This is a genomic window from Streptomyces sp. NPDC006711 (assembly GCF_042869775.1).
Classification (GTDB): Bacteria; Actinomycetota; Actinomycetes; order Streptomycetales; family Streptomycetaceae; genus Streptomyces.
The window spans coordinates 139,150-152,169 of sequence record NZ_JBIAGO010000006.1; the positions used below are offsets into that span (position 1 = coordinate 139,150).

Annotated in this window: 15 protein-coding genes; 9 read left to right on the forward strand and 6 right to left on the reverse strand. The window is 71.3% G+C overall.

Annotated features, from left to right (window positions below; all coding sequences use genetic code 11):
- Window positions 1-69: 69 nt before the first annotated feature.
- The 9 genes from ACFYM2_RS15170 to ACFYM2_RS15210 all read left to right on the forward strand — a co-directional run bounded on the left by ACFYM2_RS15170 (window position 70) and on the right by ACFYM2_RS15210 (window position 7,802).
- Window positions 70-762, forward strand: a complete 693-nt coding sequence (locus ACFYM2_RS15170; protein WP_388836429.1) for a lysophospholipid acyltransferase family protein — start codon at window positions 70-72, stop codon at window positions 760-762.
- A gap of 140 nt (window positions 763-902) precedes the next feature.
- Window positions 903-1,184, forward strand: coding sequence for a type II toxin-antitoxin system Phd/YefM family antitoxin (locus ACFYM2_RS15175; protein WP_358999633.1), 282 nt, complete (start codon window positions 903-905; stop codon window positions 1,182-1,184).
- A 261-nt stretch (window positions 1,185-1,445) separates the two neighbouring features.
- Window positions 1,446-1,748 (forward strand): urease subunit gamma, encoded by a 303-nt coding sequence (locus ACFYM2_RS15180; RefSeq protein WP_350229112.1) that lies wholly within the window; start codon window positions 1,446-1,448, stop codon window positions 1,746-1,748.
- Window positions 1,749-1,762: 14 nt separating this feature from the next.
- Window positions 1,763-2,074: an urease subunit beta gene (locus ACFYM2_RS15185; RefSeq protein ID WP_350229111.1), complete on the forward strand. Its 312-nt coding sequence runs from the start codon at window positions 1,763-1,765 to the stop codon at window positions 2,072-2,074.
- Window positions 2,067-3,788 (forward strand): urease subunit alpha, encoded by a 1,722-nt coding sequence (locus ACFYM2_RS15190; RefSeq protein WP_388836432.1) that lies wholly within the window; start codon window positions 2,067-2,069, stop codon window positions 3,786-3,788. Before ACFYM2_RS15185 ends, ACFYM2_RS15190 begins: the two co-directional genes overlap by 8 nt.
- 14 nt (window positions 3,789-3,802) lie before the next feature.
- Window positions 3,803-4,477, forward strand: a complete 675-nt coding sequence (locus tag ACFYM2_RS15195) for an urease accessory UreF family protein (RefSeq protein WP_358999640.1) — start codon at window positions 3,803-3,805, stop codon at window positions 4,475-4,477.
- A 163-nt stretch (window positions 4,478-4,640) separates the two neighbouring features.
- Window positions 4,641-5,318 (forward strand): urease accessory protein UreG, encoded by a 678-nt coding sequence (gene ureG, locus ACFYM2_RS15200; protein WP_358999643.1) that lies wholly within the window; start codon window positions 4,641-4,643, stop codon window positions 5,316-5,318.
- On the forward strand, window positions 5,306-6,073 hold the full coding sequence (locus ACFYM2_RS15205; protein ID WP_358999646.1) for an urease accessory protein UreD: 768 nt from the start codon (window positions 5,306-5,308) through the stop codon (window positions 6,071-6,073). Before ureG ends, ACFYM2_RS15205 begins: the two co-directional genes overlap by 13 nt.
- A 151-nt stretch (window positions 6,074-6,224) precedes the next feature.
- On the forward strand, window positions 6,225-7,802 hold the full coding sequence (locus tag ACFYM2_RS15210) for an alpha/beta hydrolase (RefSeq protein ID WP_358999649.1): 1,578 nt from the start codon (window positions 6,225-6,227) through the stop codon (window positions 7,800-7,802).
- Between the two features lie 85 nt (window positions 7,803-7,887).
- Here ACFYM2_RS15210 and ACFYM2_RS15215 read toward each other — a convergent pair whose 3' ends face one another.
- From ACFYM2_RS15215 to ACFYM2_RS15240, 6 genes are all read right to left on the reverse strand, one after another.
- Window positions 7,888-8,913, reverse strand: coding sequence for an NAD-dependent epimerase/dehydratase family protein (locus ACFYM2_RS15215; protein ID WP_388836435.1), 1,026 nt, complete (start codon window positions 8,911-8,913; stop codon window positions 7,888-7,890).
- Between the two features lie 94 nt (window positions 8,914-9,007).
- Window positions 9,008-9,709, reverse strand: a complete 702-nt coding sequence (locus ACFYM2_RS15220) for a lysophospholipid acyltransferase family protein (protein WP_358999757.1) — start codon at window positions 9,707-9,709, stop codon at window positions 9,008-9,010.
- 96 nt (window positions 9,710-9,805) lie between these two features.
- Window positions 9,806-9,967 carry a hypothetical protein gene (locus ACFYM2_RS15225; protein ID WP_358999654.1) on the reverse strand — a complete coding sequence of 54 codons (162 nt, stop codon included), beginning with the start codon at window positions 9,965-9,967 and terminating at the stop codon, window positions 9,806-9,808.
- A gap of 64 nt (window positions 9,968-10,031) precedes the next feature.
- A complete protein-coding gene (locus ACFYM2_RS15230; RefSeq protein WP_388836438.1) occupies window positions 10,032-10,988 on the reverse strand; it encodes a cytochrome c oxidase assembly protein in 957 nt (318 codons plus the stop codon).
- A 104-nt stretch (window positions 10,989-11,092) separates the two neighbouring features.
- Entirely contained in the window at window positions 11,093-12,118 is a 1,026-nt protein-coding gene (locus ACFYM2_RS15235) for a 6-phosphofructokinase (protein ID WP_358999660.1), read from the reverse strand.
- Window positions 12,119-12,284: 166 nt separating this feature from the next.
- On the reverse strand, window positions 12,285-13,013 hold the full coding sequence (locus tag ACFYM2_RS15240; RefSeq protein WP_350229101.1) for a glutamine amidotransferase: 729 nt from the start codon (window positions 13,011-13,013) through the stop codon (window positions 12,285-12,287).
- Between the last annotated feature and the right edge of the window lie 7 nt (window positions 13,014-13,020).

Here is a 13,020-nt window from a genome sequence, read left to right on the forward strand (position 1 = left end):
TCCCGGCTGCCTTCGTCGATGGCTAGCGTGCGGCGGCGCGGGGGTCACCTGGGGAGAGGGCTTACTGACGTGTTCTATTACGCGTTGCGTCTCGTGCTGTCGCCGCTGTTGCGGTGGCTGCTCCGCCCGAGCGTGGAGGGGAGCGGGCGGGTGCCGGGGACGGGTGCGGTGATCATCGCGGGAAACCACCAGTCGTTCACCGATCAGTTCCTGCTCGGGGTGGTGCTCAGGCGCCGCCTCACCTTCCTGGCGAAACAGGAGTACTTCACCGCGCCGGGCCTCACCGGCCGCGCCACCGCTGCCTTCTTCCGCGCGCTCGGCCAGATCCCGGTCGACCGCTCGGGCAAGGAAGCGGCCCGGGCCGCGCTCGACACCGCGCTCCAAGTCCTGGACAGGGGCGCGGCGTTGGGGGTGTTTCCCGAGGGCACGCGTTCGCACGACGGACGGCTGTACAAGGGCAAGGTCGGGGTGGCCGCGATGGCGCTGCGCTCGGGCGCCCCGGTGGTGCCGGTCGCGATCATCGGGACGTTCCAGGCCCAGCCCAAGGGGCGCAGGCTGCCCCGGCGCGTACCGGTGACGCTCCGCTTCGGCGAGCCCCTGGACTTCTCCCGCTACGCGGGTCTTGAGGAGGAGCGTCTGGTGCTGCGGGCCGTGACGGACCAGATCATGTACGCGGTGCGCACGCTGTCCGAGCAGGAGTACGTGGACGTGTACGCGGCCGAGGCCAGGGGAGCGCGCGAAGCGGCCGCCGCGGCCGCCTGACCTGCCACTCGGGGCGCGGGCCGCTCGCCGTACCGGTGCCGGGCCCGCGCCCGCAGGCCCGCTCCCACCCCTGTGACCTGCGGTCAAGCCGTTCCGCGCGGGCCTCACGGGGGCGAGGGGCGGCGTCTAAGCTGGAGCGCATGGCCTACGAGATTCCGGTGACGCAAGCCCGCGCAGAGCTCGCGGAGCTGATCAACCGCGTGGTGTACGGCGGGGAGCGGGTCGTGGTGACGCGCCACGGCAAGCCGCTCGTCGCGCTGGTCTCCGCCGCCGACCTGGAGAAACTGGAGGCCGAGCCGGAGCCTGAGGAGCAGCGGGCGACCAGCGCGCTCTCGTCCGTGCACCCCCTGAGGCCCGCCGCTCCCGTGGAGCCCCGCCGCTTCGGGATCGCCGCCGAGCACCAGGATCCGACCCGGGGCTGACGGGGGGCGCCAAGCCGCCCCGCCGGGGCCGCGATGATCACGCGTTCCTAAAGCGTCAGTTAACGTGCCGGAAAAACTTGCGCCCTAACGTGCAATGCCTGGCCAAGGGGCCGGGAGATGCCGTTCAACAGGATGTTGAAGTCGGATACGGTTCCGCTGCGTCCGAGTGGAAGTGCCCCGTCCGGTAGGTCTCCGCCTCGACGCCGCTGAGTCCGTGCACGGCTGCCCGTGGACGGAAGGCACGACTGTGAGGTGGGAAGCGTGCAACTGACGCCGCACGAGCAGGAACGGCTGCTCATCCATGTGGCCGCCGACGTGGCCGAGAAGCGCAGAGCCCGCGGGGTGAAACTCAACCACCCCGAATCCGTCGCCCTCATCACCTCGCACATCCTCGAAGGCGCCCGCGACGGCCGCACGGTCGCCGAACTCATGGCCTCGGGGCGCAAGGTGCTCGGCCGCGACGACGTCATGCCGGGCATCGCGGAGATGATCCACGACGTGCAGGTCGAGGCCACCTTCCCCGACGGCACCAAGCTGGTCACCGTCCACGACCCGATCGTCTGACGGGAGAGGCCACCGTGATTCCCGGAGAAATCCTCTTCGCCGACACACCCGTCGCCCTCAACGAGGGCCGGGAAAGTGTGCGGCTGACCGTGGTGAACGCCGCCGACCGGCCCGTCCAGGTCGGCTCCCACTACCACTTCGCCGAGGCCAACCCCGGTCTCGACTTCGACCGTACGGTTGCCCGGGGCAAGCGACTGAACATCGCCGCCGGCACCGCCGTGCGCTTCGAGCCCGGCATCCCCGTCGACGTGGAACTGATCCCGCTGTCCGGACGGCGCGTCGTGCCGGGTCTGCGCGCCGAGACCGGAGGTGCCCTCGATGACTGACCTCGACCGTGCTGTCTACGCCGACCTGTTCGGCCCCACCCTCGGCGACCGCGTCCGGCTCGCCGACACCGACCTGCTCGTCGAGATCGAGGAGGACCGCTGCGGCGGCCCGGGCCGCGCGGGGGACGAGGCGGTGTTCGGCGGCGGCAAGGTGATCCGCGAATCCATGGGCCAGGCGCGGACCACCCGCGCCGAAGGCGCCCCCGACACCGTTGTCACCGGCGCCCTGATCATCGACCACTGGGGCATCGTCAAGGCCGACGTCGGCATCCGTGACGGCCGCATCACCGGCATCGGCAAGGCCGGGAACCCCGACACCATGGACGGCGTCCACCCCGACCTCGTCATCGGACCCGAGACCGAGATCATCGCGGGCAACGGAAAAATCCTCACGGCGGGAGCCGTCGACACCCACGTCCACTTCATCTCACCCACCCTCATCGACCAGGCGCTCTCCTCGGGCATCACCACCCTGGTCGGCGGCGGCACGGGCCCCGCCGAGGGCACCAAGGCCACCACCATCACGCCGGGCCCCTGGCACCTGGCCCGCATGTTCGCCGCCCTGGAGAACTCACCCGTCAACATCGGTCTGCTCGGCAAGGGCAACACGATGTCCCGGGAGGCCATGCACTCCCAACTGCGTGGTGGAGCGCTCGGGTTCAAGATTCACGAGGACTGGGGCGCCACGCCCGCCGTCATCGACGCCTGCCTGAGCGTCTGCGAGGAGACCGGCGCCCAACTCGCCATCCACACCGACACGTTGAACGAGGCCGGCTTCGTCGGCGACACGCTCGCCGCCATCGCGGGCCGCTCGATCCACGCCTACCACACCGAGGGCGCGGGCGGCGGGCACGCGCCGGACATCATCACCGTGGTCTCGCAGCCCCATGTGCTGCCCAGCTCCACCAACCCGACCCGGCCGCACACCGTCAACACCATCGAGGAACACCTCGACATGCTGATGGTCTGTCACCACCTCAACCCGGCGGTCCCGGAGGACCTGGCCTTCGCCGAGTCCCGCATCCGCCCCTCCACGATCGCGGCCGAGGACTTCCTGCACGACCTCGGTGCCATCTCGATCCTCTCCTCCGACTCGCAGGCCATGGGCCGGATCGGCGAGGTCATCCTGCGGACCTGGCAGACCGCGCACGTCATGAAGGTGCGGCGCGGCGCGCTGCCGGGCGACGGACGGGCGGACAACCACCGCGTACGCCGCTACGTCGCCAAATACACCATCAACCCGGCGGTCGCCCAGGGCCTCGACCACGAGATCGGCTCCGTGGAGACCGGCAAGCTCGCGGACCTGGTCCTGTGGGATCCGGCGTTCTTCGGCGTCAAACCCCAGCTCGTCATCAAGGGCGGTCAGATCGCTTACGCGCAGATGGGCGACGCCAACGGGTCGATCCCGACCCCGCAGCCGATCCTGCCCCGGCCCATGTTCGGGGCGTACGGGAAGGCGCCCGCCGCCAACTCTTTCAACTTCGTCTCCTCCGCCGCCCTCGACGACGGGCTCCCCGAACGCCTGGGTCTTGCCAAGGAGTTCGTGGCGATCAAGAACACCCGGCGGGTCGGGAAGGCGGACATGCGGGAGAACGACGCGCTGCCGGACGTCCGCGTCGACCCGGACACCTTCACCGTGGCCATCGACGGAGATGTGGTGGAGCCCGCGCCCGCCGCCGAACTGCCCATGGCCCAGCGGTACTTCCTCTTCTGACGGGCTGTCATCACATGAGTCGCGCTGCTCTGCTCGTCCTCGCCGACGGCCGCTTCCCCGCCGGTGGCCACGCCCACTCCGGTGGCGCCGAAGCGGCCGTCAAGGCGGGACGCGTCCGGGACGCGGCCGACCTGGCGGAGTTCTGCCGGGGCCGGCTGCACACCACGGGACTGACCGCCGCCGCGCTCGCCGCCGCCGCGGCGGCGGGCCTGGACCCGCTCGCCCTCGACGAGGCCGCCGACGCCCGCACCCCGTCCCCCGCGCTGCGGGCCACCGCCCGCAAGCTCGGGCGCCAGCTGACCCGGGCGGCCCGCGCGACCTGGCCGTCGGCCGAACTCGACGCGCTGGCCGCCGCGCGGCCGCGCGGAGCGCACCAGCCGGTCGTCCTCGGCCTCGTCGCGCGCGCCGCTGGGCTCGGGCCCGAGGACGCGGGGCACTGCGCGGCGTACGAGGCGGTCAGCGGGCCGGCCACGGCGGTCGTACGGCTGCTGAGCCTCGACCCGTTCGACGCGACGGCCGTGCTCGCCCGGCTCGCGCCGGAGCTGGACACGGTGGCCCGGCGGGCCGCGGTCGCAGCGGCCGAGGCGGTGGTGGACGGCCTGGACGCACTGCCCGCGCCGTCCGCTCCGCTCCTGGACATCATGGCCGAGGCGCATGCGGGGTGGCCAGTGCGGCTGTTCGCGTCGTAGCAGTGTCTCCCTGCGTCCCGGGGGCTCCCGCCCCCGGACCCCCGGTTGCGCCTGAACGGCGCTCGTCCTCAAACGCCGGACGGGCTGAAGGGGTTGGGCCCGGCCGGAGCTTCAGAAGGTCCCCGCAGCCTCAACCCCGTCCCTTCTCACCCTTGGAGATCCCATGCATCTCGGTCACTCCCACGAAGGATCCGCCGCCGTCAGCGCCGACGCCCGCCGGCCCGACGGCTCGCGCCGCGCGTTGCGCGTCGGGCTCGGCGGGCCCGTCGGGTCCGGTAAGACCGCCACGGTCGCCGCGCTCTGCCGTGCCCTGCGCGACCAGCTGTCCATCGCCGTCGTCACCAACGACATCTACACCCGCGAGGACGCCGCCTTCCTGCTGCGCAACGCCGTACTGCCGCCCGAGCGGATCCAGGCCGTCGAGACCGGGGCCTGCCCGCACACCGCGATCCGCGACGACATCTCCGCCAACCTCGAAGCCGTCGAGGATCTGGAGGACGCCGTCGGGCCGCTCGATCTGATCCTCGTCGAGTCCGGTGGCGACAACCTCACCGCCACCTTCTCCAAGGGACTCGTCGACGCCCAGATCTTCGTCATCGACGTGGCCGGCGGCGACGACATCCCGCGCAAGGGCGGCCCGGGCGTGTCCACCGCCGACCTGCTCGTGGTCAACAAGACCGACCTCGCCCCCTACGTCGGCTCCGACCTCGGCCGCATGGCCCGCGACGCCAAGGAGCAGCGGGACCAACTCCCGGTCGTCTTCCAGTCGTTGCGGTCCGAGGCCGGCGTCGGCGAGGTCGCGGCGTGGGTGGGGGAGCAGCTGGCGGCATGGAAGGCGTGACGCTCGGCGCGGCCGGGGTGCGCGCCACCGCCCGTATCGTCGCCACCCCCGAAGGCCTGCCCGTCCTCGAGGGGCAGGGCCCGCTCGCCCTGCGCCGCACCCGGGCCCGGGGCGCCCACCACCGGGTGACCGTCGTGGGCGCCATGAGCGCCCCGCTCGGCGGCGACCGGATCACCCTTGAGGCACAGGTGCGCGCCGGGGCGCGGCTCGACGTGGACTCCGCCGCCGCCACCATCGCCCTGCCCGGCCGTGGTGGTGAGCGCGCCCACTACGACGTGAGGCTCACCGTGGCCGAGGGCGGCGAGCTGCGCTGGCTGCCGGAACCGCTCATCTGCGCCCGGGGCAGCGACCTGCGCATGCGCACCCGGATCGAACTCGCGCCCGGCGCCCGCCTGGTCTTCCGCGAGGAGCAGGTGCTCGGGCGGCACGGCGAGGCCCCCGGCACGCTCGCCACCCGTCTCACCGTGCACCGCGCGGGCCGGCCGCTGCTCGACCAGGAGCTGGCGTTCGGGCCGGGGGCGCCCGGCGGCTGGGACGGCGGCGCGGTGCTTGGCGGGCACCGTGCGGCTGGCCAACTGCTCGTGGTGGACCCGGAGTTGGCGGGCCGGCCCGTCGAGGCCCGGCTCCTCGGTGAGTACGCGGTGCTCACCCCGCTCGCGGGGCCGGCGCTTCTCGTCACGGCCCTGGCCCCGGACGCACGGCTGCTGCGCCGGGCGCTCGACGACGCCCTGCGCGCGCACGGCCCGGTGTCATGACCGCTCAGCGGAATCCTCCATCCGGCTATCGGTTCGGTAAAGAAACACCTGTCCGGCCTGTGCACAGGGTGCTCACAGACGAAAGGATCCCCCGACAGGCCCAAATGGAGCGCTGAGACTGACAGCGCACTTCAGCAGGGGGAGGTACCACTTGAGACGCACCGCAGTGCTCGGCTCGGCCGGCACACTGATCGCGGGCACGTTGCTGGTGGGCGCGATAGCGGCCCCGGTCGCCCAAGCCGACAACCGGAACCACGGCTGGTCCGAGGCGCGTGGCGTGCAGGTCGCGGCCGACCGCGCGGCCAAGCAGGGCATCGACTGGACCGACTGCCCGGCCGACTGGGCGTTCGCCAAGCCCGTCCAGTGCGGCTATGTGAGCGTTCCGCTCGACTACGCGCGGCCCTACGGCAAGCAGATCAAGCTGGCCGTCGACCGCGCCGTGAGCACCGGCACCAAGGCCGAGCGCCAGGGTGCCCTCGTCTACAACCCGGGTGGCCCCGGCGGTTCGGGCATGGCGTTCCCGACCCGGGTGACCAAGAAGAACCCGCTGTGGACCAACACCTCCAAGGCGTACGACTTCGTGGGCTTCGACCCGCGCGGTGTGGGTCACTCCACGCCGATCTCGTGCGTGGACCCCCAGGAGTACGCCAAGGGCCCCAAGGCCGACCCGGTCCCCGACACCGAGGCCGACAAGCGCGCCCAGCGCAAGCTCGCCGCCGAGTACGCGGACGGCTGTGCCGAGCGCAGCGGCTGGATGCTGCCGTACATGACCACCCCCAACACCGCCCGCGACCTGGATGTCATCCGCGCCGCGCTCGGTGAGAAGAAGCTCAACTACCTGGGCGTCTCCTACGGCACCTACCTGGGCGCGGTCTACGGCACGCTCTTCCCCTCACACGTGCGCCGCATGATCGTGGACAGCGTGGTCAACCCGGACCAGGACAACATCTGGTACCAGGCCAACCTGGAGCAGGACGTCGCCTTCCAGGCCCGCTGGAACGAGTGGGAGGACTGGGTCGCCAAGTACGACGCCACCTTCCACCTCGGCACCACCCGGGCCCAGGTCGAGGCGCACTGGCTGAAGCTGCGCGCCGACGCCAAGAAGAGCCCGCTCGACGGCAAGGTCGGCCCGGCCGAACTCCTCGGGTACTTCCAGAAGGCCCCGTACTACGACTCGTACTGGGTGCCGGTCGCCAAGGCGCTCAGCGCCTACGCGTCGGGTGACTCCAAGCCGGTCGTCGCGGCCGCCGCCTCCGACATGTCGGACATCAAGGGCAACATCTCCTCGGAGAACGGCAACGCGGTCTACACCGCCATCGAGTGCGCCGACGCCAAGTGGCCCACCAGCTGGCGCAAGTGGGACCGGGACAACACCCGCCTGAACAAGGACTACCCGTTCTTGACCTGGTCGAATGCCTGGATGAACCTGCCGTGCGCCACGTGGTCCACCCAGCAGCAGACTCCTGTCAAGGTCAAGACCGGCAAGGGTCTCCCGCAGGTCCTGATCGTGCAGTCCACCAATGACGCCGCCACCCCGTTCCACGGCGCCGTCGAACTGCACAAGGCGTTCAAGAACTCGCGCCTCATCATCGAGAAGGGCGCCGGTTCGCACGGTGTGACCGGTCTCGTCAACCCGTGCGTCAACTCGCGCGTGGACGACTACCTGCTCACCGGCAAGACCGACAGCGCGGACTTCACGTGCACCCCGCACGCGACTCCCGTGCCGTAGAAGGCAGTTGAGCGAAGGGCGGCCGGAACCTCTGCGGGCGCCCTTCGCGCCGTTCCGGGCGCCCTTCGCGCCGCTTCGGCCCGGGTCAGTGCCGTCCGGCCAGCCAGGCGTCCTCGGCCGCGTAGTCGAACAGGTCGCCGTACTTGGTCATCGCCGGGAAGGCCTCCCGCCAGTCCCGGCCCTCCAGCTGCCCCGCGATCCACTCGACCGTCCGGGGCAGCGACTCCGCGTAACCCGTCACCGGCCGGTATCCCAGCTCCCGCTCGGCCGCCGCCATGTCGAACACGATGGGGTGCGGACCGCTCCACGGGGTCAGACCCACGCCGCTGTCCGGCAGGCCCTCCACCGGCACGATCTCGCCGTGCGCGCCGAGCACGTCGTCGACGGCCGCGCTGATCTCCGCGACCGTGGGTGCCTCGGGATCCGCCGCGTTCAGTATGCGCGAGCCCGGCCGGAGCGCGGCCAGCCGGATCAGTTCGGCGATGTTGTCCACGTGCGCGGGATGGAAGCGGCTGCGGCCGCCGAACGCCAGGATCCGCACCGGCCGCCGGTCCAACGCCCGCTTCACGAAGTGGAGTTCACGCGGGCTCCGGCAGTGGGGGCCGTGGACCGCGCCGGCCCGCAGCAGCGTCGAGGGCAGCGCCGACTCCAGCAGCTCCCGCTCAAGATCTATCTTCCGGGTGCTGTTCGTGGCGTCACCGGGCGCCACCGTGCCGAGCGATTCCGGGATCGGCACCGGGTAGCACGGCGGGCCGGCCGGACTCGCCATCGTGTCGAAGCCGCGCCCCTGATCGTCCTCGTACACCGCGCCGGTGGAGATCGCCACCACCGATCCGATCCGGTCGCCGAGCCCGGTCAGCTGCCGCGCGTGCCGCTTGTCGTACGCCACCATGTCGACCAGCACGTCCGCGCCGTCACCGAGCGCGGCGGCGAGCTGGGCGTCGTCCTCGCGGTCGAGCCGCACCGCCTCGACCGACGCGGGCCAGGTGGAATCCTGACCGCCGCTTCGGGAGGCGGCCCGCACCGACCAGCCGTCCTCGGCGAGCGCGCGCACCGCGGCCCGCCCGATCTGTCCTGTGGCTCCCAATACGAATGCTGTTTTGTTGTCCATGCCGGGAAGCTACGCCGCAGATGATCACCGGGGCCAGACTCTTCCGCCGTGCGCGGATCCGCCCAGGGCCGAGCGGTACGGGGAACTTCCCGGCTCAGCCGATGATGCCCCGGAACCTGCGGGATTGTTCCGCTTTCACATCGGCCGCGTACCGGTCCACGTACTCCTGGCCCGAGAGCTCCATGACCTTGTACATGATCTCGTCCGTGACGGCGCGCAGGACGGCCTTCTCGCCCTCCATCCCCGCGTACCGGGAGAAGTCCAGCGGTGCGCCGAAGCGGATCGAGACCCGTTTGATCTTCGGCAGGGCCTGTCCCGGCGGCTGGATCTCGAAGGTGCCCACCATGGCGCACGGGATCACCGGGACGCCGCCTCTGACCGCCATCACCGCCACCCCGACCTTGCCCTTGTAGAGCCTGCCGTCGGGCGAGCGGGTGCCCTCGGGGTAGATGCCGAGCAGTTCGTCCCGCGCGAGCACCCCGAGCCCTTCACGGATCGCCGCCTGCCCCGCCTCCTTGCCCGAGCGGTCCACCGGGATCTGCCCGACCGCGCGGAAGAACGCGGCGGTCAGCCGGCCCTTGACGCCGGGCCCGGTGAAGTACTCCTGCTTGGCGAGGAAGGTGATGCGCCGCTTGAGCATCACGGGCATCAGGAAGTGGTCGGAGAACGAGAGGTGGTTGCCCGCGACGATCGCCGCGCCCTCCTCGGGGACATGCTCGAGCCCTTCCAGCCGCGGCCGGAACAGCAGCCTCAACAGCGGGCCGAGGACGGCGTACTTGAGGACGTAGTAGAGCACCCACCAGCTCCTCACCATGCGGAAAGGTGGCCAGTGTAGGGGCGGGCCCCGGCAGCTGTAACCATCGCGGGCGCGGATCCCCTCCGGGGCGCGGGCTCAGGTGCCGCGCGACACCGCCGCCGTCCCTATCGCGGTGAGCCCGAGCACCACCCAGCCGAACCACAGCCAGCCGTTGCTCCCCAGAGCCACCGTGTACGCGGTGATCACCACCAGCATCGCCAGGGTGAGCACCATCATCGACCTCGTCGAACGGGGCATCACGCTCCCCTTCCTGCCGGCGGGCGCCGTGGGGACCATCGTCCCCCGGCGAGGGGGCCCCGCGCTACTGGCCGCGGGTGTTCAGCGAGGAGAGGTAGGCGTTGTAGGCCTGGAGCTCCTTGTCGCCGTCGCGGTCGGCGGCCCGGTCGGTGCGGCGGGCCTGGCGCTTCTCGGTGGCGTACCACTGGAAGACGAGGACGATCAGCACGAGCACGGAGGGGATCTCACTGAACGCCCAGGCGATGCCGCCCGCCGCCTGCTGGTCGGTGAGCGCTTCGATGCCGAGCGAGGCGGGCGGGTTCCTGTACGTGCCGATCATGGGCTCGCTCGCCATCATCAGAGCGATGCCGAAGAAGGCGTGGAACGGCATGCCCGCGAAGAGCTCCAGCATCCGCATCACATAGCCGGGCCGGTGCGGACCCGGGTCCACGCCCATGATCGGCCAGAAGAAGACCAGACCGACGGCGAGGAAGTGGACCATCATCGCGACGTGCCCCGTCTTCGACTCCATCAGGAAGTCGAAGATCGGAGTGAAGTAGAGCCCGTACAGGCTGGCGATGAAGAGGGGGATGGTGAACGCCGGGTGCGTGATGATCTTCATGTACCGGCTGTGCAGCAGCATGAGCAGCAGCTCGCGCGGCCCCTTGCGGCCGCGCGGCGCCACCGGGAGCGCGCGCAGCGCGAGCGTCACGGGGGCGCCGAGGAGCAGCAGGATCGGCGAGAGCATGCTGATCACCATGTGCTGCACCATGTGCACGCTGAACATGACCATGCCGTAGTCGTTGAGCTTGGTGCACATGACCAGCGCGATCGTCAGGACGCCCACGGTCCACAGGATCATCCGGCTGACCGGCCAGCTGTCGCCGCGCCGCCGCAGCCGCACCACGCCCCAGGCGTACAGGGCGAGCCCGAGCAGACAGCCGATGAGGAAGAAGGAGTCGGCCGACCACTCCAGGCCCCGCGCCAGCGTGAACGGCGGCAGGTCCATGTTCATGTCCATGCCGTGCCCGCTGTGATCCATCCGCTGACTCCTGATTCGTACCGGTTGTCCCGCACCAGACTAGAACCGCCCCCGGCCGGTGGTGCGGCCGGGGGCGGTTCCTCGCGTACACATCCGTCCGGAATCTAGAGGACGCACTCCGCTTCGGCGTAGCGCTCGGCCGGGACGGTCTTGAGGGTGGCCGTCGCCTCGGCGAGCGGGACCATGACGATGTCGGTGCCGCGCAGCGCGGTCAGCATGCCGAACTCGCCCCGGTGGGCGGCCTCCACCGCGTGCCAGCCGAAACGGGTGGCGAGCACCCTGTCGTACGCGGTGGGCGTGCCGCCGCGCTGGACGTGGCCGAGGATGACCGGCCGCGCCTCCTTGTTCAGACGCCGCTCCAGCTCGATGGAGAGCTGACGCGCCACGCCCGCGAAACGTTCGTGGCCGTACATGTCGGTGCCGCCCACGTCGAACTGCATCGAGCCCTCGCGCGGCTTGGCGCCCTCGGCGACGACCACGATCGCGAACTTCTTGCCCGCCGAGAAGCGTCGGCCGACCAGTTCGGTCAGCTCGTCGATGTCGAAGGGACGCTCGGGGACGACGATGGCGTGGGCGCCGGCGGCCATGCCCGAGTGCAGGGCGATCCAGCCGGTGTGGCGGCCCATGACCTCCACGATCAGCACGCGCTGGTGGGACTCGGCGGTGGTCTTCAGCCGGTCAAGGGCCTCGGTCGCGACCCCCACGGCGGTGTCGAAACCGAAGGTGACGTCGGTCGACGCGATGTCGTTGTCGATGGTCTTGGGCACGCCGACGATGGGCAGTCCCGCGTCCGACAGGAGCGTCGCGGCCTTCAGGGTGCCCTCGCCGCCGATCGGGATGATCACGTCGAGGCCCAGCTCGGCGACGTGGCCCCTGGCGCGCTCCACGCCGTCGCGCAGATGCGCGGGCTGGACGCGGGAGGAGCCGAGGATGGTGCCGCCACGGGCGAGGATGCCACCGACCGCGTCGAGGTCGAGTTTGCGGTAGTCGGCTTCGAGCAGGCCCTTCCACCCGTCGTGGAAGCCGATGACCTCGTCGCCGTGGTCGACCACGGCGCGGTGCACGACGGATCGGATGACGGCGTTCAGGCCGGGGCAGTCGCCGCCGGAGGTGAGCACACCAATTCGCATTGCCCGGAGAACCTTTGCAACGTGGGCCGACGACCGGACCACGTCGTCCGGTTGGATCCCCGTCACCCTACCGGCGCAGGGTGACGGGGGCCGAATCGGAGGTCCGCCTGATGGACGTCGTAGGAAGGTACGAGTCCGGCGCCGGCCGGGGCCGGCTGGCGCGGTCCTACGCGGGCTGCGTCGCCGACGCGATGCGCTCCGCGCGCAGCGCCTCGTACCAGCGGTCGTCGGTCGGCGGCAGCGCGTTCACGTCGAGGGCCAGCTTCAGGAGCATGTCCGCGATCTGCGGGTTGCGCGCGAGGACCGGGCCGTGCATGTACGTGCCGAACACGGTGTCGTTGTACGCGCCCTCGGTGCCGTCGCCCGTGCCGTTGCCCCGGCCCATGCGGACCCGGGCGAAGGGGCGGGCCGTGGGGCCCAGGTGCGTGATGCCCTGGTGGTTCTCGAAGCCGGTCAGCTGCGGCAGGCCAAGGCGCTCGTCGATGTCGCCGAGCACGTCGCCGACGCACCGCTCGCCCTCGCCGCGCGTGGAGACCACGTCGATCAGGCCGAGGCCCTGGTCGCGCTCGCCGAGGTCGTTGACGAACTCGTGGCCGAGGATCTGGTAGCCGGCGCACACCGAGAAGATGATCGCGCCGTTGGACGCGGCGCGCTCAAGGCCGCCGTCGCGGCGCAGCCGCTCGGAGGCGAGCCGCTGCGGCCGGTCCTCGCCGCCGCCGATGAGGTAGATGTCGCCGGAGGTGGGGATCGGCTGGTCGCTGCGGACGTCGAGCCGGTGGACCTCCAGGCCGCGCTGGCGCGCCCGGCGCTCCACGACCAGGGCGTTGCCCTGGTCGCCGTAGGTGCTCAGCAGGTCGGGGTAGACCCACACGAGGCGCAGGCTGTTGTCTGCCATGTCGCTT

Bases quoted from the DNA above. Each gene is read 5' to 3' on its own strand.
- ACFYM2_RS15205 (WP_358999646.1), top strand. From the start codon at position 5,306: ATGGAAGGCGTGACGCTCGGCGCGGCCGGGGTGCGCGCCACCGCCCGT.
- ACFYM2_RS15190 (WP_388836432.1), top strand. From the start codon at position 2,067: ATGACTGACCTCGACCGTGCTGTCTACGCCGACCTGTTCGGCCCCACC.
- ACFYM2_RS15175 (WP_358999633.1), top strand. From the start codon at position 903: ATGGCCTACGAGATTCCGGTGACGCAAGCCCGCGCAGAGCTCGCGGAG.
- ACFYM2_RS15215 (WP_388836435.1), bottom strand. From the start codon at position 8,913: ATGGACAACAAAACAGCATTCGTATTGGGAGCCACAGGACAGATCGGG.
- ACFYM2_RS15235 (WP_358999660.1), bottom strand. From the start codon at position 12,118: ATGCGAATTGGTGTGCTCACCTCCGGCGGCGACTGCCCCGGCCTGAAC.
- ACFYM2_RS15230 (WP_388836438.1), bottom strand. From the start codon at position 10,988: ATGGATCACAGCGGGCACGGCATGGACATGAACATGGACCTGCCGCCG.
- ureG (WP_358999643.1), top strand. From the start codon at position 4,641: ATGCATCTCGGTCACTCCCACGAAGGATCCGCCGCCGTCAGCGCCGAC.
- ACFYM2_RS15240 (WP_350229101.1), bottom strand. From the start codon at position 13,013: ATGGCAGACAACAGCCTGCGCCTCGTGTGGGTCTACCCCGACCTGCTG.
- ACFYM2_RS15225 (WP_358999654.1), bottom strand. From the start codon at position 9,967: ATGCCCCGTTCGACGAGGTCGATGATGGTGCTCACCCTGGCGATGCTG.
- ACFYM2_RS15195 (WP_358999640.1), top strand. From the start codon at position 3,803: ATGAGTCGCGCTGCTCTGCTCGTCCTCGCCGACGGCCGCTTCCCCGCC.